The 19,146-nt window shown below is 41.8% G+C and carries 15 protein-coding genes; 6 read left to right on the top strand and 9 right to left on the bottom strand.

Annotated elements, in window-relative coordinates:
- Positions 1–103: 103 nt before the first annotated feature.
- Both ACVPON_RS01455 and malQ read right to left on the bottom strand, forming a co-directional pair.
- Positions 104–631 carry an ABC transporter permease gene (locus ACVPON_RS01455; RefSeq protein ID WP_462875463.1) on the bottom strand — a complete coding sequence of 176 codons (528 nt, stop codon included), beginning with the start codon at positions 629–631 and terminating at the stop codon, positions 104–106.
- A 172-nt stretch (positions 632–803) separates the two neighbouring features.
- A complete protein-coding gene (gene malQ / locus ACVPON_RS01450) occupies positions 804–2,330 on the bottom strand; it encodes a 4-alpha-glucanotransferase (protein WP_462875461.1) in 1,527 nt (508 codons plus the stop codon).
- Positions 2,331–2,642: 312 nt separating this feature from the next.
- On the opposite strand from malQ, the gene ACVPON_RS01445 reads away from it, so the two are divergent.
- The 6 genes from ACVPON_RS01445 (at position 2,643) to pulA (ending at position 10,396) form a co-directional block, all read left to right on the top strand.
- Complete coding sequence (locus tag ACVPON_RS01445) at positions 2,643–3,896, top strand: extracellular solute-binding protein (protein ID WP_462875460.1); 1,254 nt, start codon at positions 2,643–2,645, stop codon at positions 3,894–3,896.
- Positions 3,897–3,996: 100 nt separating this feature from the next.
- The gene (locus ACVPON_RS01440) at positions 3,997–5,289 is read left to right on the top strand and encodes a carbohydrate ABC transporter permease (RefSeq protein WP_462875458.1); all 1,293 of its coding nucleotides are present in this window, start codon (positions 3,997–3,999) and stop codon (positions 5,287–5,289) included.
- Between the two features lies 1 nt (position 5,290).
- The gene (locus tag ACVPON_RS01435; RefSeq protein ID WP_462875456.1) at positions 5,291–6,133 is read left to right on the top strand and encodes a sugar ABC transporter permease; all 843 of its coding nucleotides are present in this window, start codon (positions 5,291–5,293) and stop codon (positions 6,131–6,133) included.
- 417 nt (positions 6,134–6,550) lie between these two features.
- The gene (locus tag ACVPON_RS01430) at positions 6,551–7,333 is read left to right on the top strand and encodes a hypothetical protein (protein WP_462875465.1); all 783 of its coding nucleotides are present in this window, start codon (positions 6,551–6,553) and stop codon (positions 7,331–7,333) included.
- 9 nt (positions 7,334–7,342) lie between these two features.
- Positions 7,343–8,326 (top strand): LacI family DNA-binding transcriptional regulator, encoded by a 984-nt coding sequence (locus ACVPON_RS01425; protein ID WP_462875454.1) that lies wholly within the window; start codon positions 7,343–7,345, stop codon positions 8,324–8,326.
- 18 nt (positions 8,327–8,344) lie between these two features.
- The gene (gene pulA, locus ACVPON_RS01420) at positions 8,345–10,396 is read left to right on the top strand and encodes a type I pullulanase (protein ID WP_462875452.1); all 2,052 of its coding nucleotides are present in this window, start codon (positions 8,345–8,347) and stop codon (positions 10,394–10,396) included.
- A 63-nt stretch (positions 10,397–10,459) separates the two neighbouring features.
- Here pulA and nrdI read toward each other — a convergent pair whose 3' ends face one another.
- From nrdI to rpsD, 7 genes are all read right to left on the bottom strand, one after another.
- Positions 10,460–10,909: a class Ib ribonucleoside-diphosphate reductase assembly flavoprotein NrdI gene (nrdI, locus tag ACVPON_RS01415; protein WP_462875450.1), complete on the bottom strand. Its 450-nt coding sequence runs from the start codon at positions 10,907–10,909 to the stop codon at positions 10,460–10,462.
- 194 nt (positions 10,910–11,103) lie between these two features.
- Positions 11,104–12,039 (bottom strand): YitT family protein, encoded by a 936-nt coding sequence (locus tag ACVPON_RS01410; RefSeq protein WP_462875448.1) that lies wholly within the window; start codon positions 12,037–12,039, stop codon positions 11,104–11,106.
- Positions 12,032–13,783: an aspartate--tRNA ligase gene (gene aspS / locus ACVPON_RS01405; protein ID WP_462875446.1), complete on the bottom strand. Its 1,752-nt coding sequence runs from the start codon at positions 13,781–13,783 to the stop codon at positions 12,032–12,034. The genes ACVPON_RS01410 and aspS overlap by 8 nt, the downstream gene beginning before the upstream one ends.
- A 200-nt stretch (positions 13,784–13,983) precedes the next feature.
- Positions 13,984–14,898, bottom strand: coding sequence for an aldo/keto reductase (locus ACVPON_RS01400; protein WP_462875445.1), 915 nt, complete (start codon positions 14,896–14,898; stop codon positions 13,984–13,986).
- A gap of 9 nt (positions 14,899–14,907) precedes the next feature.
- Positions 14,908–15,921: a glycosyltransferase family 2 protein gene (locus ACVPON_RS01395; protein WP_462875443.1), complete on the bottom strand. Its 1,014-nt coding sequence runs from the start codon at positions 15,919–15,921 to the stop codon at positions 14,908–14,910.
- Between the two features lie 536 nt (positions 15,922–16,457).
- Positions 16,458–17,972, bottom strand: coding sequence for a flavocytochrome c (locus ACVPON_RS01390; protein WP_462875441.1), 1,515 nt, complete (start codon positions 17,970–17,972; stop codon positions 16,458–16,460).
- 205 nt (positions 17,973–18,177) lie between these two features.
- Positions 18,178–18,789 (bottom strand): 30S ribosomal protein S4, encoded by a 612-nt coding sequence (rpsD, locus tag ACVPON_RS01385; protein ID WP_075105127.1) that lies wholly within the window; start codon positions 18,787–18,789, stop codon positions 18,178–18,180.
- Positions 18,790–19,146: the final 357 nt, after the last annotated feature.

Raw genomic sequence — 19,146 nt, 5'->3', positions numbered from 1 at the left:
ATGGGACTTTTTTTCTATACTCAAAAAGGCTCCATAATCTCTACAGTGGATTTACCCACTACAGAAATTATAGAGCCTGAATCTTCAAGGAGTTTTATAGTCGTTAAATATCGGTTGCTGTCTGTTCCATAGACGGTTTTTCTTTTGGTTTACGAACCAAGAAGAAGACGGTCAAGCCGAAGAAGATTGCAAAGAGAACGATAGAAAAGATGTAAGCCCCCATAGCTCCCGCTTCAGTAGATTTACGGAATAATTCGTCCGTGTACAAGTTAGCAATTCCTTTTGTACCAATATAAGCATATGTAGAGCGGATTAAGGTTCCAAACAGGTAGCCGATATAAGTATAAGATGCTGTTTCATTCTTCTTTTGGAACAAGAAAACAATCGTCACAATGATGAGTGCTAATAGTATGATTGCCAAAACTTTGTTAATACCGTTTGTATCCAATTCAACACTTGCTCTCATCACATTCACCATCTGATCTACATCAATCCCATTAGATTGGAGACCAGCAAATGAAGCTCTAGTCGTCTCTTCATCAAAGCTAGAAAAGAAGGCGCTCCAAATTCTTAAAAGGCTTGCAATCCCAGAAAGAGTTGCCAAAATATATAAATGAATCGGTTTTTTCATACCATTATCTCCTTTTGTATGACTGTTTTGTTACAATCGATTATACTCCTTTATTTCGGGCTTGTCAATCCATTTGATAAAATTTTTAAAGCGCTTTTATCTAGCAAAATGCAGGTATCACCTTTTTAGCTTTTATACTCATATAGCCTATGTCCTGGTGAACGGCGCTACACTAGCAACTCTCTTTCCTCTGTTCTCCCTGTTTTACATTCTGACGGCGATAGGTTGTCGTCAAATCAAGCAAGTTAGCCTCTACTTCTGGGGTTAGTTGCTCTGCTGTCATGCGCCATATCCAGTTCCCACCTAGTGTATTGGGTAAATTCATCCGTGCTGAACCATCCAATTCGAGTAGATCTTGCATGGTCGCAACAGCCATAAAAGCAACCGAACCAAATAGTAGGCGGAGCATGGCATGGTTGATGGATTCTTCAGGGTGACGATTGCTGTAGATATCCAAGTATGCCTTGGCTTCATCGCTCATCTCATTTTCATACCAGCCACGAAGAGTACTATTATCATGTGTTCCAGTATAAGCAACGACATTCCGGCGATGATTGTGTGGAATTTCAATACTGTCTCCATGGGGATCAAAGGCAAATTGCAAGACTTTCATACCTGGGAAACCTGTCGTCTCACGCAATTCTATCACCTTATCGGTCACAGAACCCAGATCTTCTGCAATGATATTCAAATCACCCAAGGCTTCTTTAATAGCTGCGAATAATTCAAATCCTGGCGCTTCAACACGACGACCATTGACAGCAGTTGTCTCGCCTGCTGGAATTTCCCAGAAAGAAGCAAAGCCAATAAAGTGGTCAATCCTCACCATATCGTACAATTTAAAGCTCTCACGCAAGCGTGCAATCCACCAAGAAAAACCACTCGCTTTCATCGCATCCCAGTCATAAATTGGATTGCCCCACAGCTGACCAATCTCTGAAAAAGCATCTGGCGGGCAACCTGCCACAACACTCGGACGACCTTCTTCGTCCGTCTTAAAAAATTGTGGATTAGCCCACATATCGGCTGAGTCTGCGGCAATATAAATTGGCATATCTCCAACAATCTCAATACCGCGGTTATTGGCGTAATTTTTTAAGGCATGCCATTGACGGAAAAATAAATACTGGGTCACACGATGATAGTCAATTTGGTCTGCCAATTGTTCTTGATAAGAGGCTAGTGCTGCTGCTTCTCGTCGGCGAATAGCCTGATCTTCCCACTCTGTCCAGGCCTTAAGGTCAAAATACTCCTTAATAGCCATATATTCCGCAAAATTATCCAACCAAGAAGCCTGATCTTCTAAAAAGATCTGGTAATCTGCTGGTAAGCCTTGCGCCTTCATGCGAGCAACAACCTTTTCTAAAACTGGACGACGACCATAAAAAATCTTAGCATAGTCTACTTCTGTCGGATTATCTCCAAAATCAATTCCTTCTACCTCATCAGCTTCCAACCAGCCTTCCTCTATCAGTACATCAAAATCAATAAAATGAGTATTGCCTGCAAAAGCCGAGAAGGATTGATAAGGCGAATCCCCATAACTTGTTGTCCCTAATGGTAAAATTTGCCAATAGCGTTGCTTGGTACGTACCAAAAAGTCAACAAAGTCATAGGCTGATTGCCCAAAGGTTCCAATTCCATATTTTCCTGGCAACGAGGAGATGTGAAGCAATACTCCACTTTGTCGTTCTTTCATATCACTAACCCCTTTTGAATCATATAGTCATTATTTGCGCATATTACCGCAAACGTTTTCTCGGTAATATTATATAATGTTACCGCTAACAAATCAAGGCTTATTGAAAAATAATATCTATTTTTTCTATTTTCGAATCAATACATAAGGGCTTTCATCTATGTTTCTCATATGTTTATCAAAATTTTTAAAAATTTTGATAAAAAGACTTGCAAACGCATTCATTTTACGATATAATGATACTCGAAAAGCAAACGTTTGCGTTAATGAGACGTTTCGCCCCTTATTATCATTACTCTTGGAGGAGATAACATGAAACACAAATTGTTCAAGAGCGTCGCTCTTCTTGCTGCTACATCAAGCGTACTTGCTGCTTGTTCTTCAAATAAGTCCGCTTCTAACGACACAGCTGCTGACGGAAAATCATTGACTGTCTATGTTGATCAAGGATACAAAGACTACATTGAGTCCGCAGCCAAGAAATTCGAAGAAGACAATGGTGTCAAAATCACTGTCAAGACAGGAGATGCCCTTAAAGGACTTGAGAACCTTTCTCTTGACAACCAATCAGGATCAGCTCCTGACGTGATGATGTCTCCATACGACCGGGTCGGTAGTCTGGGTTCAGAGGGTCAGTTGTCAGAAGTAAAACTTGCCGAAACCAGCATGACAGATGATACAACTAAAGCGCTTGTGACCAACGGTGGAAAAGTGTATGGTTCACCAGCTGTCATTGAAACACTTGTTCTTTACTACAACAAAGATTTAATCACCGAAGCTCCAAAAACATTTGCTGACTTAGAAGCAATGGCAAAAGACAGTAAATATGCCTTTGAAGGTGAAAATGGTAAAACAACTGCTTTCCTTGCTGACTGGACAAACTTCTACTATACTTACGGGCTTCTTGCTGGATACGGTGGCTATGTCTTTGGTGACAATGGTACAGATCCGAAAGATATTGGGTTGAACAATGACGGTGCAATCAAAGCAATCGAATACGCAAAAACATGGTACAATCAGTGGCCTCAAGGTTTGCAAGATACCACTGCTGCTGCAAACTTGATTAAGACACAGTTTACTGAAGGAAAGACAGCAGCCATTATCGATGGACCATGGCAAGCAGCTTCTTATAAAGATGCAAAGGTAAACTATGGGGTCGCAACGATTCCAACCCTTCCCAATGGTAAAGATTACCAAGCGTTCGGAGGTGGTAAAGCCTGGGTTATCCCAGTTGGCTCACAAAATCCTGATATGGCACAAAAATTCGTCGACTACCTAACTTCAACTGAGCAACAAAAAGCACTGTATGATATGACAAACGAAGTTCCAGCAAATACTGAAGCCCGTGAATATGCAGTTGGTCAAAATGATGAGTTGACAAATGCTGTTGTATCCCAATTCGCTTCTGCACAACCACTTCCAAACATCTCCGAAATGAGTACCGTTTGGGAACCTGCTGCCAATATGCTCTTTGAAGCCGCAAGTGGTAAAAAAGATGCCAAAACAGCAGCAAACGATGCTGTGAAATTGATTGAAGATACGATTTCACAAAAATACGGCCAATAAACCAATGAACGAAAAATGAATGAGGTCGGGAACTTTTGTCCCAACCTCTTTTATTCCAAATAGATACTTTATTATCGCTTACTAGAAAGGAAATTTTAGGATGGCCCAACAAAACCCTAGTAAAGCCTTACTTTTATCCCTGATTCCTGGTCTTGGACAACTATATAATAAGCAAAAAGCAAAAGGGGGAATTTTCCTCGGAGTAACCATTGCTTTTCTCCTTTACCTCGTCACCATTGCTTCTGGAGAAATTGCTAATCTCATCACACTTGGAAGCCAACGTGGGCGTGATAACTCCCTCTTTATGCTAATCCGTGGATCCTTCCACCTCATTATCATTGCAATCTATCTTTTCTTCTACATCTTAAATTTGAAAGATGCTAAAGATACGGCAAAGCGTTGGAATAGTGGTATGCCTGTCACTACAACACTTAAAGGCATGATTCAAAATATCTATGAGAATGGTTTTCCTTATCTCTTGATTATTCCTTCTTACATCGCCATGACCTTTGCGATTATCTTTCCCGTTGTGGTAACACTGCTCATTGCCTTTACCAACTACGACTTTCAACATCTACCTCCGGGTGCCTTGTTGGACTGGGTGGGACTAACCAACTTCTCCAACATTTGGCAGCTAAGCACCTTCCGCAGCGCCTTTGGCTCTGTCTTATCATGGACGATTATTTGGGCTCTCTGTGCCTCAACTGCACAGATTGTGATTGGTATTTTGACAGCTATTGTCGCTAACCAGCCATTTATAAAGGGCAAACGCATCTTTGGCGTGATCTTCTTGCTTCCTTGGGCAGTTCCTGCCTTTGTGAGCATTTTAACCTTTAGCAATATGTTTAATGACAGTGTCGGTGCGATTAACACACAGGTTCTTCCATTCTTGAGCCAGTTTTTGCCATTTATCGACAACTTCCTTATTCCATGGAAAACAGACCCTTTCTGGACAAAAGTCGCCTTGATTATGATCCAAGCATGGCTTGGTTTTCCCTACATCTACGTATTGACCTTAGGAATTTTACAATCCATTCCAAACGATTTGTACGAGGCAGCATACATTGATGGGGCTAGTCCTTGGCAAAAATTCCACAACATCACCTTCCCAATGATTCTTGCGGTTGCTGCACCAACCCTCATCAGTCAATACACCTTCAACTTCAACAACTTCTCCATTATCTACCTCTTTAACAACGGTGGACCAGGTAGTGTCGGTGGTGGGGCTGGATCCACCGATATCCTTATCTCATGGATCTATAAACTCACCACGGGAACAGCCCCTCAATATTCAATGGCAGCAGCTGTGACCTTGATTATTTCAATGATTGTTATCAGTATCTCCATGATTGCCTTCAAAAAATTAAATGCCTTTGATATGGAGGATGTCTAAGATGAAACTTTCTGTAAAATTTAAACGTCGTCTCAGTCAGACCTTGACTTATCTCTATTTGATTGTCTTATCTGTCGTGATTATCTATCCACTCTTGATTACCATTACCTCTGCATTCAAATCAGGCAATGTTGTGGCATTCAAGTTAGACGGAAATATCCATTTTACCCTAGAGAATTTTAGCAAACTCTTCAGTGAGACCCTCTATGGCACCTGGTATCTCAATACTTTAGGAATTGCCCTCTTGACAATGCTTGTCCAAACCAGTATAGTGGTACTAGCAGGATACGCCTATAGCCGTTACAATTTCCTCGCTCGTAAGCAAAGTTTGGTCTTCTTCTTGATTATCCAAATGGTACCAACCATGGCTGCCCTTACGGCTTTCTTCGTCATGGCCTTAATGCTCAATGCCCTTAACCAAAGCTGGTTCCTCATCTTCCTTTATGTTGGTGGTGGAATCCCAATGAACGCTTGGCTGATGAAAGGCTACTTTGATACGGTACCGATTTCTCTTGATGAATCGGCAAAACTAGACGGTGCTGGACACTTTAGACGCTTCTGGCAAATCGTTCTTCCCCTCGTACGTCCAATGATTGCAGTACAAGCGCTTTGGGCATTTATGGGACCATTTGGCGATTACATCTTATCTAAGTTCTTGCTTCGTGAAAAAGAATACTATACCGTTGCCGTTGGTCTGCAGACCTTTGTCAATGATGCAAAAAACTTGAAAATCGCATACTTCGCAGCTGGCGCAATTCTCATTGCTCTGCCAATCTGTACCCTCTTCTTCTTCCTACAAAAGAACTTTGTGTCTGGTTTAACAAGTGGTGGTGACAAGGGATAATCTTTGTCCCACCTTTTCTTATGACCACAGAAATGAGTAAAGTAGGAAGAGACCAAGTGATGTACTCTATAAAAAATCAAAAGCCTACGAGGCTACAAAACTGCAGATAGAAATGCGCTTCAGCAAGACCAACAATAAGGTCAGAATTTAATTTTTGACGGGTATAAATATCCTGAACAACTATCCATCGTGTTTCCTAGACTGGAGAATGTGCCAGCTTACATGGATCGATAGGGACTATCCCCTATCAAGAGCCCAAAATAGTTAGACACAGCCTTTTGAAATTCGAGATTCAAGCATGACAGATAGCATACCTTCGTACAGCCGATGAAAATACCAATACTGAGAAATAGTAATGATTTCCCAGTGCTAGAGCGAGCTACTCCTATCAAACAGACCGTAGAAATGAGGATTCCCATGTTACCCTACCCCTTTTCTTATTTTTCAAGCATTGTAAAACCGCAAAAGATGTTTGCCAACCGTCATGCGATGACCCTTTTTCAACGCTTGTTTACAACTGTTTTTCTGATTGCTCTTTTGGTCATTCCCTCCTCTTTACAAACCACTCAATTAACTACCTACCCGCTAGAGAATATCATCGATGGGATTTATGACCCCCTAACAGTACAGGTTGTAACAGATTTAGCACAACATAGCCAGTTTGTAGACGGTCAGTTGACCTATACAGGAACGGCAGGTAGTCAAGAGATTGCGTTTGGAAAAGAAATCCCCCAGGGGAATGGTTTCACCTATCAATTCGATACTGAACAGCTAATCATTCGGAAAGGGAAAACACCCTTGGCAGAGATCACTTATCAAGGATTCGATACAAGTAGCTTCCAAAATAAACAAGTCTTGACAGCCACCATTTCCAAGGCATGGTACCAGCAAAATCGACTGCCAATTCAGCTCGTCCTTATCCTCATGTCTGCCTTTCTCTTAGGTGTGAACCTGCTCTTTATTCTTCTTGGAGCAACCTTCTTCCTCTACCTAACGAAGAAATCGACACTCTTTCATCTACAATCCGTTAAAGAGTGCTATAATCTAGCCCTCAACTGTCTCGGTTTGCCAACGATTATGGCTTGTATTATCGGTCTATTTGGTCAAACAGTAACAACCGTAATCACCGTACAAAATAGCTCATTTGTACTTGTCTTACTCTGGGTGTTTTTTACTACAAAATTCAGGGATCATACTTAGGAGGTCTGTATGCGTGCTACCATCAAAGACGTTGCAAAATTAGCAGGGGTCTCCCCCTCAACTGTTACTCGGGTTATCCAGAATAGTTCTGCCATTAGCCAAAAAACCAAGGACAGTGTCCGCAAGGCCATGGCAGAACTCAATTACCACCCCAATCTCAATGCCCGTAGCTTGGTTAGTAGCTATAGCCAAGTCATTGGGTTAGTTCTACCAGATGATTCAGATATTTTCTATCAAAATCCATTTTTTCCAACGGCATTACGGGGTATCTCACAGGTAGCCGCTGATCATAATTACGCCATTCAAATCAGCACCGGAAAAGATGAAAAACAACGGCTAGAAGCTATTTCCCAGATGGTATACGGCAGGCGGGTTGACGGCTTAATCTTCCTTTATTCTAAGCCAGATGACCCATTGGTACAACTAGCCATTCAACACAATTTTCCATTTCTTATCTTAGGAAAGGCTGCTTCACCCTTTATCTCCTTGGTAGATAATGACAATATTCAAGCCGGTTTTGAAGCGACCAGTTACTTCATCCAAAAAGGGTATAAAAATCTCGCTTTTGTAGCTGGAAACAAGGAACTTGTCGTCTCGCAAGATCGCTATAAAGGCTATAAAAAAGCTCTTAAAGCCTACCATATTCCTCTTGATGACAGCAAGGTCAAATTCAGCTCTGGCTTCCTCCTAGAAGACAGTAGTTACAAGGTCATGAAAAAACTCATGAAACAAAAACCAGATGCTATTGTTACAACCGATACTATGGTAGCAGAGGGAATCCTGCATTATCTCAACGAAATCAAGGTAGAGCTCCCCATTATTTCCTTTGACTCTGTCAAACCAAAACTCGCAATTGACGCCTACGTCGATGTGCATGCCATTCAATTAGGGCGGGTCGCCTGCGACACCCTCCTTCAGATTATCAATGATAGCAAGGAAAACAAGCAGATCTGCTATCGTCGTGTCATTCAACACACTATTACTGAACTTTAAGAAAGGAACTTTTGGCTCATGGCCTTACGACAATTTAAAGCCTATCTTGATGATGAGGCAAGCATCCGGATTCTTCTTGAAAAACGCTTCGACCATCCTGACATGGTCTTTCATATTGCCTCTGACAATGAAGAGAAACTTGTTATCCACAGTCGCACTGAAGAAGAGGAACTGGTGGTCTATCACCTCTCTAGTCCTCACTCACTAAGCCTAACGGGCACCTATACCATTTACGATCAGGATCGAAATGCAACTGAATTAGCCTACGGAAAAATTGTCCGCTCTAGTCTATTTGATCAGACCTTTACCTATGACGGTCAAGATTTAGGAGCTCACTACAGCCCTACCGAAACCCAATTCAAACTCTGGGCACCCATTTCAAAAGCCGTTTTTTTGGTTCTTGACGGCACGCCCCACGCAATGAACAAGCAGGAAAAGGGGGTCTGGCAAGTAACAGTAGCAGGTGACCTAGACGGCTCTAGCTACCACTACCTCCACAAGGTCAACGGACAATGGATCTCCGTCCACGATCCCTATGCCCTTTCTTCTCAAGCAAATGCAGGAGATAGCTACGTGATCAATCCTGCAAAACTCTCAACTCCCCGCCGTGCACGCACGCAAGTACCACCTGCACAAGCCGTTATCTATGAAATGAGTGTCCGTGACTTCTCTCAACAAGCAAGCGCAGGATTCAAACATACCAGTCAATTCCTTGGCTTAACGGAGTCACCTCGACAAAAAGGGATTGCCCTTGGTATGGACTATATCAGGGAACTTGGCGTGACCCATATCCAACTCATGCCGATCTATGATTTTGGAAGTGTCGACGAACATTATCCACAAGCTGTGTATAACTGGGGATATGACCCTGTACAATACAACGTCCCAGAAGGTTCCTTTACTAGTAAGCCAAACGACCCTTACGCACGGATTTGCGAATTGCAAACTGCTATTCAAGCCTATCACGATGCTGACATTAGTGTCATTATGGATGTTGTCTACAACCATGTTTACCATGCAGAAGAATATGCCTTTGAACGTATCGTTCCCGGATATTTCTATCGTTATCAAGAAAATGGGCTTCGTACAGATGGCACCTTTTGTGGAAACGATGTAGCAAGCGAACGTAGCATGGTCCGTAACTACATCAAACAATCCCTCCGTCAATGGGCAAGCCTCTACGGATTAGACGGTTTCCGCTTTGACCTCATGGGCATTCTTGATATCGATACGATGAAGCAGATCGAAGCAGAATTGCGCACCATTCATGACAATATTTATCTCTATGGAGAGGGTTGGAAAATGGCAACAGGTCTTGACTTTGACCAGTTGGCACATCAATACAATGCTGAGAAACTACCAAGACTTGCCTTTTTCAATGATGATTACCGTGATACTATTAAAAAAGTCTTACTAAATCCACAGCGTTTGGTGGAGAAACAGCTCCATGAGAAAATTCAACATTTGCTCACAGGAAGCCGCTTCAGCCACTTCCTCAACCCAGAGCAGTCTGTTAACTACATTGAATGCCATGACAATGCAACTGCTTTTGATTATTTCCACATTGAAAATCCCGACTGGACACCGCAGCAGCAAAAACGTGCAGCTAGCTTTGGTCTTCAGTTGATTCTCATCTCACAAGGAATGACCTTTATCCACAGCGGACAAGAATTTTTCCGTACCAAAGATGAAATTGACAATACCTATAATATTCCTGATAGCACCAATCACCTCGATTGGTCACGAGCAATTCGCTACCGCGAGCATATTCAATTTATCCGTGACCTAATTGCCTTTCGTAGAAAGCACCCCATCTTAAGCCAGAGCAAATATGACACGATTCAAGAAAGCTGTCATTTCTATTGGTTGACAGAATATGTCCTGCGTTATACAGTCACATCCAAAGGGGAAGACATTCAGTTTATCATCAACTTCTCCCATAGTGATTTTACCTACGAAAAAGAAACAAAACAGTCTGTCCGCTTTACTTTTCCACCGATGACTGATGATAGCAACCAGATCACCATCGCCGGTCAGAGTATCTGTGTCTTAGAAAGTAACGAGTTATAATATAGACAATCTATAAAAAAGTCTCAAACCAGTTGAATACTAGTTTGAGACTTTTTTTATAGATTAGACCAAGTCCATAATTTTTTTTCCTATCCGCTCAATATCATCATTGAGGCCTCGGAGTTCAAAATTATCAAGGACTGGAAAGCCAAAACGTTCAGCATATTGTTTGGCTGTTAAGCAGTACTGATGATTAAAATTACGGTTTCCAGATCCGACAACGCCAAGACAGTTCGCTACATTATTCCCATAGGCAATAAAATCCCCCAAAGGGATCGTTAAAATCTCGACATCACCATTATCTACACCATTTCCACCTTCTAAATAGGTCGGTAAAAAGGCTACAAAAGGTGCATCAAGCTCGTAAAAAGGAATATCCTGCTTGACCAGATCCTTAACATGAACCTGCTCCACCTGCATATCAGACTGAAATTGTAAAAAAGCCGTCAAGCGTTTTACAAAGCTTTCTGTATTTCCACTCAAACTGATGTAAACAAGGTATATTTTCTTCATCTCTCCTCCCTTCAAACATTATAAAATAGGAGGAGTGAACTTATTTCTGATTTTGAAAATCAGGCAGACAGTCACTCCCCTAACTATTGATAGGCATCACCAAGGGACTTCCCACTTGTATAGTCATTTCGTGTAACTTTTATTACTTCAACGATTGTGGAAACTCCGTTTCTCTATTTCCAACGAACAGATGATTAGTCATCAGCTTCTACAAAGCGTCCAATAATATTGACATTATCTGCAACAGATACAAAGGCGGTCTTATCAGTCTTTTTCATAATTCCCTTAAAGTCATTAAATTCAGCCCGTGTGATAATGGTAATCAGAACCGTCTTCTGCTCATGATTGTAGGCACCTTCTGCACCGTTGATAATGGTAACCCCGCGGTGCAACTTCTTTTGAATCATCTTGATGACACGCTCAGGATGGCTAGTGATAATCATCGCTTGCATGCGCTTTTGCTTCACGTAAATCACATCTGTCATCTGACTACACACAAAGAGAGAAATCATGGAATAAAGAGCATATTTCCAACCAAAGGTAACACCTGCCACGAGCATAATCAAGACATTGACGATGAAAGAAATGCTCCCTACCTGACGTCCTGTCTTCTTTCGAATCAAGATGCTGACGATGTCTGTTCCACCGCTTGACACATTATTACGAAGGGCAAAACCAATCCCAGTCCCTAGCATAAGCCCTCCAAAAATCGCATTGACAATTGGGTCTGTTGTCAGGGCAATATGAGGCATAAACTGGATAAAGAAAGAACTAAAGGTAACCGTGATAAAGGTAAAAATGGTAAACTTATTGCCAATCTTGTACCAAGCAAGGACGAGCAAGGGGAGGTTCAAGCCGTAATAGACCAGCGCAAGGGGAATTTTAACCCCTAAATAGGTAAGGGAAATAGCAGACACAATCTGCGCAATTCCTGTCACCCCCGATGAGTAGACATGTCCTGGCTGAAAAAAGAAGTTCACCGCTATACTAGACAAGATTCCATAGATAATTGATCCTGAAATACGCTCAGCATACCGTTCCCGTGAGATACTGGAGATAATAGACCAAAAACGATTCCGTCTAGCCTTTCTCAAAAATTGAATCCGAAGTTTTCTAAAATACTTATTCATTCGTTGTTTGGATATGAAGCGCTAATTCTTCTAATTGGCTATCAGCCACCATGCTTGGAGCTTGAGTCATTGGGTCACTTGCCTTATTATTCTTCGGAAAGGCAATCACTTCACGAATATTATCCTTACCTGCTAAAAGCATCACCAAGCGATCCAAGCCAAGCGCTAGTCCACCATGTGGAGGGAAACCATAGTCCATAGCTTCCAAAAGAAAACCAAATTGTTCATAAGCCTGTTCAGCACTAAAACCAAGTGCTTTAAACATACGCTCTTGTAACTCCTTTTGATTGATTCGGAGGCTTCCTCCTCCCAACTCATAACCATTTAAGACAATATCATAGGCAACTGCACGAACATTTGCCAAATGCCCTTCTAGATGATGGGCTGATTCTTCAGTCGGCAGTGTGAATGGATGGTGGGCGCTCATAAAGCGACTCTCTTCCTCTGACCATTCAAACATTGGCCAGTCAACAACCCACAGGAAGTTAAACTGACTTTCATCAATCAGATCCTGTTCTTTTCCAAGACGAGTTCGAAGAGCTCCAAGCGTATTGTTGACGACTTCCAACTCATCTGCAACAAATAAGACCAAATCATTATCCAGCAACTGTAATGTTTCTGTCAACTTACTGGCAATATCTGTCAAGAATTTAGCAATCGGACCTGTCAACTCTCCATTTACAACCTTAATCCAAGCGAGACCTTTTGCTCCGAATTGTTTCGCATAATCCGTCAATTTATCAATATCTTTGCGGGAATAATCAGCTGCGGCATCTTTAACAACAATAGCCTTAACAGCTCCTGCTTCTGAAAAGACTTTAAAGTCAAGCTCCTTGACAAGACCTGTCAAGTCTTGCAAGAGCATCTCAAAGCGGGTGTCCGGCTTATCGCTACCGTAAACATTCATGGCATGGTCGTAACTCATACGTGGGAATGGCAAGCTCACCTCTATCCCTTTCGTCTCTTTCATAACACGTGCAAGCAAGCCCTCTACTAGATCTTGGATTTCTTGTTCCGACAAAAATGACGTCTCCAAGTCAACTTGTGTAAACTCAGGTTGACGATCCCCCCGCAAGTCTTCATCACGGAAGCATTTCACAATTTGATAATAGCGATCAAAACCTGCATTCATCAATAATTGTTTGGTAATCTGCGGGCTTTGTGGTAAGGCATAAAAATGTCCCTTGCTAATACGGCTTGGCACCAAGTAATCACGTGCCCCTTCAGGGGTAGACTTAGCCAACATAGGAGTTTCTACATCAATAAAGTCCAGTTCATCTAGATAGTTTCGGATACTATGCGTTACTGCAGCCCGTAATTTAAAATTAGCCAACATCTCAGGGCGACGTAAATCCAAATAACGGTACCGAAGGCGCGTATCATCGCTCACTTCAATTCCGTCCTTAATTTCAAATGGAGTTGTCTTAGCCGTATTTAAAATAGTCAAGCTAGATACCTGCAACTCTACTTCACCGGTTGGCAGATTAGGATTTGCCTGTTGGCGTGCTACAACTTGTCCTGTCACCTCAAGGACAAATTCGCTCCGCACTTTTTCAGCCTGTGCCATCAAGTCATTTGATACAGTCTCAGGATTGATAACCAACTGCATGATTCCTTCACGATCTCGCAAATCAATGAAGATTAAGCCACCCAGATCACGACGGCGACCAACCCAACCTTTCAAAGTAATTTCTTGACCAAGATGCTCTTTACGAACACATCCTGCATACATCGAACGTTTCATATTTTCCTCTCTCCGCTAGTTTTTAAACCTGAAGTGAAAACAGACACCCCAGCACTCCATTTGTTCCTAGTTTATACCTAACTATTCTATCACAAAAGCGAGCAAATCGGGAACAATTCGAGTGAATTTTCTCGAAAATCCTTGCTCAATCGAAAAGGAGCTTAACCCCCTCTTTGACTCCCTCTGTTATCGACTGATGTTTAAGGTAGACTGTTTCCTGCACTCGTGTAAATCTCATACCATTCCGGTCGAGTGAGCACTATCTTTTCTGCTTCTACAATTCTTTCCAACCGTTCTGGACGCATCGTTCCTACAATGGTCTGAATCTTGGCTGGATGGCGCATGATCCAGGCAACAATAATTGCTTCACGTGAAACCTGATATTGATCTGCCAAACGCTCGATTGTCTGATTGAGCTGGTCATAATCTGGGTGATTTACAAAAATCCCTTTTTGTAAATCAATCAAAAAAGGCGACCAAGCCTGAATGGTCATGTTTTTCAACCTGCAATAATCCAAGACACTACCGTCCCGAACCGTTGCCGCTGATTCTTTCATATTGACATGCAGACCCGCATCAATCAATGGTGTGTGTGCAGGGGACAACTGCAACTGGTTGACCACCAAGGGTTCTTCTAAATAGGACTGGAGCAATTCAATTTGATAAGCATTGTGGTTGCTAACACCAAAATAGCGAACCTTGCCTGCTTTTTTCAACTCTGAAAAAGCATCTGCTACCTCTTCTGGCTCCACTAAGGCATCTGGACGATGGAGGGCTAGGACATCTAGATAATCAGTTTCTAAACGTGAGAGAATACCGTCTACAGAACGCATGATATGCTCTTTTGAAAAATCAAAATAGCCCTTGCGGATACCACACTTGGACTGGAGGAGGATCTCTTCACGAGCTACCCCTAACTCTTTCAGAGCTGCTGCAAAGCGACACTCCGACGCACCAGCTCCATAAATATCAGCATGGTCAAAAAAGGTAATGCCTTGTTCCAAAGCTGTCTTTATAAGTATCTGGGCTTCTTTGTTATCTAAACTTGCCATACGCATACAACCTAAGGCAATCCGTGATACCTCTCGTTTAGTCTTTCCCAATTCTTGCACCATCTTCTCCTATCAATTAAATCCATAAATACTCTTTGCAATCTTGTAAACAGCATTTGAAATCTTCCGCCCCGGATAGCCATATAAGTTGGTCAACTGACCCAATAAGCCATTTCGTACAATCTTAAAAAGGGCTGGATTATGTTCTTGAATATACTGCCACAATTCCTGCTTTTTCATCATATGCTCAGCCGTCCCACCTCGATTCAGTAAGGCACAAGAAATAATCGTCGTAATTTCCACATGGTTGAGCAAATAACTACGCAAATCTGGCTGATGAATCGCATCTAAATCCAGACTATCCACTAAAATTCGGTTGACCTTAAGCTGTTGGTCAATCCGCTTAATCATAACCGATTCATTGACGGATTGGTCATCTCGTCCGATGAAATAACGGTAAAAATCAACGGGTAGGTAATACATGGTTTCAACCGCTTGGAGAGGCGTAAAGACAAAAATATTGTCCACATAAAAAGTGTGCTCTGGCAAGACCAAATCTACTTCTCTCAATAAGTCTGTCCGATAGATAAGCGAGTGCATCATCATATATTGCCCCTTGGAAAAGGCACCGACATTATCCCAAGTGAATATCCGATTCATCGGTAGAACATTCTGGTAGTCCATACTTTTTTTGCGGGATTGTCCTGCTTTTTCATAGACAAAATTTGAAATAAAAGCATCAACCGACTGCCCTTCTGCTTCTAAATCGGCCAGCTTTTCAAGAATCTTCAGATAGGCTCTAGTATCCACCCAGTCATCGCTATCTACCACCTTAAAATAACGTCCTCGAGCTTCATGGATACCGGTATTTACTGCACCTCCATGCCCCTTATTTTCTTGATAAATAGCCCGAACATTCGCATACTGAGCAGCTAGCTGCTCAGCTATTTCTTGCGTTCGGTCACTTGAGCCATCATTGATAATCAAAATTTCAACTTGATTTCCACCTACAACCAGCGATGTTACAGCATACCGAAGGTAGTCTTGTGCATTATAACTAGGAATTGCAATACTTAATAAGGTCATCTCCTACTCCCTATCAATGAGTGTCGTTTTTTAGTGCTATAGTTAAAGGTAACCACAGCTATCATCAGCTAAAGCCGAAACTTCTACCCTAATATATAGGTATACTATAGCTCCCTTACCTAGTACTAAAAAACCATATCTACTACTGAACTAGCAGATTTTTTATTATTTTACCACAATTTTAGGAAAGTTGCTGTCGGTAGCCTAGTTTGGTGCAAAGGCTCTCTATCGTTGCCTATTTTCTGTGAATAGGCTTGGAGCTCTATACTTCACCTCCTATTTGATAGTCACCAACCACGCTCTCCTTTAACAGAACAGGATTAGCTAGCTCCCTCGCTCTATTCTACTATCTCAGGACTTTTCCACAAATTGTGGATAACTTGTGGATACAACTACATTTCTCTTTCTACCATTTCAAACCAAGCCTAAAGGTTGGAATTTTCATATACATTTTGAGGAATGATTCATTACTCTCCACCAGAAGCATCACATCAAAAAAGAAGTCGAGGATACTACTTCCTCAACTCCTTTATGGATTATTTTTTGACAAATTTCGCAGATTGCTCACCAGCTTGGCGACCAAATACGATAATATCTGCTACGGCGTTACCACCAATACGGTTCTTACCATGGACACCACCTGTCACTTCACCAGCAGCGTAAAGACCTGGGATTGCTTGACCTTCTTTATTCAACACTTCTGTATTGGTATTGATTTTAAGACCACCCATTGTGTGGTGTACTCCTGGTGCGATTTTGATTGCATAATAAGGAGCTGTATCTAGAGCGCTGTCCATACCACTTGAACGACCAAATGCTGCATCATTTTTATCCGCTACAGCCTTATTCCATGTGTCCAAGGTTGTTTGCAAGGCATCTGCTGGAACATCAATAGCTTTTGCAAGATCTGCTACTGTTTCACCTGATTTCACAAGACCTTTTTTCTCATATTGAGCAATCGCTTTTACACGATCTTTCAAAGCTGAATCAAAAACTACGTAAGCATAATTTGGCTCTAGGCTGTTAATTGCTGCAGAAACTTTATCACGAGTTTCCAATTCATTGAAGAAACGTTCACCTTTTGAGTTAACCAAGATAGCCCCTTCACCACGAATGGCTTCTGTAATCAAGTAAGATTTTTCTTGTTCTACAGTTGGGTGAATTTGGATTTGCTCCATGTCAACTGTTGCAGCACCCTTTGCTTCTGCAAGAGCAATCCCATCACCAGTTGAACCAGCTTGATTTGTTGTTACATATCCTTTTAAGTTTGGATTTAACTGTGCAACCTTGTCTAAATCCGCACCGAAACCGCCTGTCGCAATGACGACAGCTTTTGCCCCAACTTTCTTGGTTTTACCATCAATCATTACTTCAACGCCTGAAATCGTACCATCTTTTTCTTCAAGATTTGTCACATCTGCATTGACGAACATTGGAATCTTACGTTCTACCAAGTTATGGTAAAGACCAGTCACAAGATAACCACCAACTGCTGATCCATCTGCTGGACGGTGAGTACGTTTTTCACTCATACCACCAGTAGTTGTGATATTACTAAGGGTAATCCCCATCCCATCTAACCAGTCAATAGCAGATGCAGAGTTATCTACCAAGTAGCGGAGCAATTCTGGATCGTTTGTTCCACCACCACCTTTAAGGGTTTCTTCATAGAATTTGTCGTTTGAATCTTTGATTCCTTCTTTATCTTGGAATTTTGTTTGAGAAGCATTCATACCTGCAGATGATTTTGCAGTATTACCACCTACTTCTCCCATTTTTTCAAGAACCGCTACACTCGCTCCTGCATCATGGGCAGAAACTGCAGCAGCCATACCAGCACCACCTGAACCGATGATGACAACATCATACCTATCTTTCAACTCTGCTGGATCTGTATAGACCTTCTCTGATGCTCCTGAAACAGCTTCTGCCTTAGAAGACGAAGCAGAAGTTGACGACTCTGTTGTATTGGTTGATTTACTTCCACAAGCAACTAAGAAGATCGCCACAAGCAAACTAAGTAAGGCACCTAGCCAAACTCTCTTCTTCATAATAAACCTTCTCCTTTTCTTTTGGTTACTGTCCTATTTTACCCTATTTAATAATCGGTTGCAATAGTTTTTTGTAACTTTTTTCACAAACAGTTCATCTGAACTTCTAGCCATATCGTCTACGATGTCAAAAAATCATACCTAGTAGATAAAGAAAGTAGAAAAAGCCCACTGTTGTAGGCTTTCTGTACGATATATCTTAACATTAAAGCATTTTGTTGTAGAACTCAACGACAAGTGCTTCGTTAATTTCTGGATTGATCTCATCGCGCTCTGGAAGGCGAGTTAATGAACCTTCCAATTTGTCAGCATCAAATGATACGAAAGCTGGACGTCCAAGAGTTGCTTCAACAGCTTCAAGGATAGCAGGAACCTTCATTGATTTCTCACGAACAGAGATCACTTGACCAACTTCAACACGGTAGCTAGGGATATCAACACGTTTTCCATCAACAAGGATGTGACCATGGTTTACAAATTGACGCGCTTGACGACGAGTAGTTGCAAGACCCAAGCGGTAGACAACGTTGTCCAAACGACGCTCAAGAAGAAGCATGAAGTTGAAACCAAGGATTCCGCCTTTAATTTTAGTAGCTTGTACGAACAAGTTACGGAATTGCTTTTCACCTACACCATAAGAGAAGCGAAGTTTTTGTTTCTCAGCCAATTGCAAACCGTATTCGGATAATTTGCTACGGTTGTTTGGGCCGTGTTGACCTGGTACATAGTTACGACGAGCAAGCTCTTTACCTGTACCTGTAAGTGACAAACCAAGGCGACGAGCTTGTTTCCAAGATGGTCCTGTATAACGTGACATAGTAATGTCCTCCATAAAAAATTTTTTATGGAAATAGTCCTTGAGAAATCCTGATTCGTGCAGATACCCTTCGCCCAAACAGCTAAGGTTACTTCTATTTCAAAGTACCTGTTGACGAGCTTCATATTCCTCTGCTGCTATTTCACACAAGGAACAGTATAACACAGAAAAAAGGCTTTGTAAAGCCTTTTTAATCAATTATTTTTCGATTCTATTTTTACATATTTTTATAGAGATAGTAGCTCCTTATTCAGTAGCTAGAACTGAACTGCTCCCTGTCAAGTGGACAATGAAATAATAAAAGATTTAAGCGACGGCCTTGTTCCTCATTTCAAGAGGTGCAAGGCCGTTGTTGCG

The sequence above is a fragment of the Streptococcus sp. 1F3 genome (assembly GCF_054968985.1).
This window is presented reverse-complemented; position numbering and strand designations above follow the sequence as displayed.

Coding starts and splice junctions, on each gene's coding strand:
- ACVPON_RS01435 (WP_462875456.1), top strand. CDS start 5,291: ATGAAACTTTCTGTAAAATTTAAACGTCGTCTCAGTCAGACCTTGACT.
- ACVPON_RS01455 (WP_462875463.1), bottom strand. CDS start 631: ATGAAAAAACCGATTCATTTATATATTTTGGCAACTCTTTCTGGGATT.
- rpsD (WP_075105127.1), bottom strand. CDS start 18,789: ATGTCACGTTATACAGGACCATCTTGGAAACAAGCTCGTCGCCTTGGT.
- pulA (WP_462875452.1), top strand. CDS start 8,345: ATGGCCTTACGACAATTTAAAGCCTATCTTGATGATGAGGCAAGCATC.
- malQ (WP_462875461.1), bottom strand. CDS start 2,330: ATGAAAGAACGACAAAGTGGAGTATTGCTTCACATCTCCTCGTTGCCA.
- ACVPON_RS01440 (WP_462875458.1), top strand. CDS start 3,997: ATGGCCCAACAAAACCCTAGTAAAGCCTTACTTTTATCCCTGATTCCT.
- ACVPON_RS01445 (WP_462875460.1), top strand. CDS start 2,643: ATGAAACACAAATTGTTCAAGAGCGTCGCTCTTCTTGCTGCTACATCA.
- ACVPON_RS01395 (WP_462875443.1), bottom strand. CDS start 15,921: ATGACCTTATTAAGTATTGCAATTCCTAGTTATAATGCACAAGACTAC.
- ACVPON_RS01400 (WP_462875445.1), bottom strand. CDS start 14,898: ATGGTGCAAGAATTGGGAAAGACTAAACGAGAGGTATCACGGATTGCC.
- ACVPON_RS01410 (WP_462875448.1), bottom strand. CDS start 12,039: ATGAATAAGTATTTTAGAAAACTTCGGATTCAATTTTTGAGAAAGGCT.
- ACVPON_RS01430 (WP_462875465.1), top strand. CDS start 6,551: ATGTTACCCTACCCCTTTTCTTATTTTTCAAGCATTGTAAAACCGCAA.
- aspS (WP_462875446.1), bottom strand. CDS start 13,783: ATGAAACGTTCGATGTATGCAGGATGTGTTCGTAAAGAGCATCTTGGT.
- ACVPON_RS01390 (WP_462875441.1), bottom strand. CDS start 17,972: ATGAAGAAGAGAGTTTGGCTAGGTGCCTTACTTAGTTTGCTTGTGGCG.
- nrdI (WP_462875450.1), bottom strand. CDS start 10,909: ATGAAGAAAATATACCTTGTTTACATCAGTTTGAGTGGAAATACAGAA.
- ACVPON_RS01425 (WP_462875454.1), top strand. CDS start 7,343: ATGCGTGCTACCATCAAAGACGTTGCAAAATTAGCAGGGGTCTCCCCC.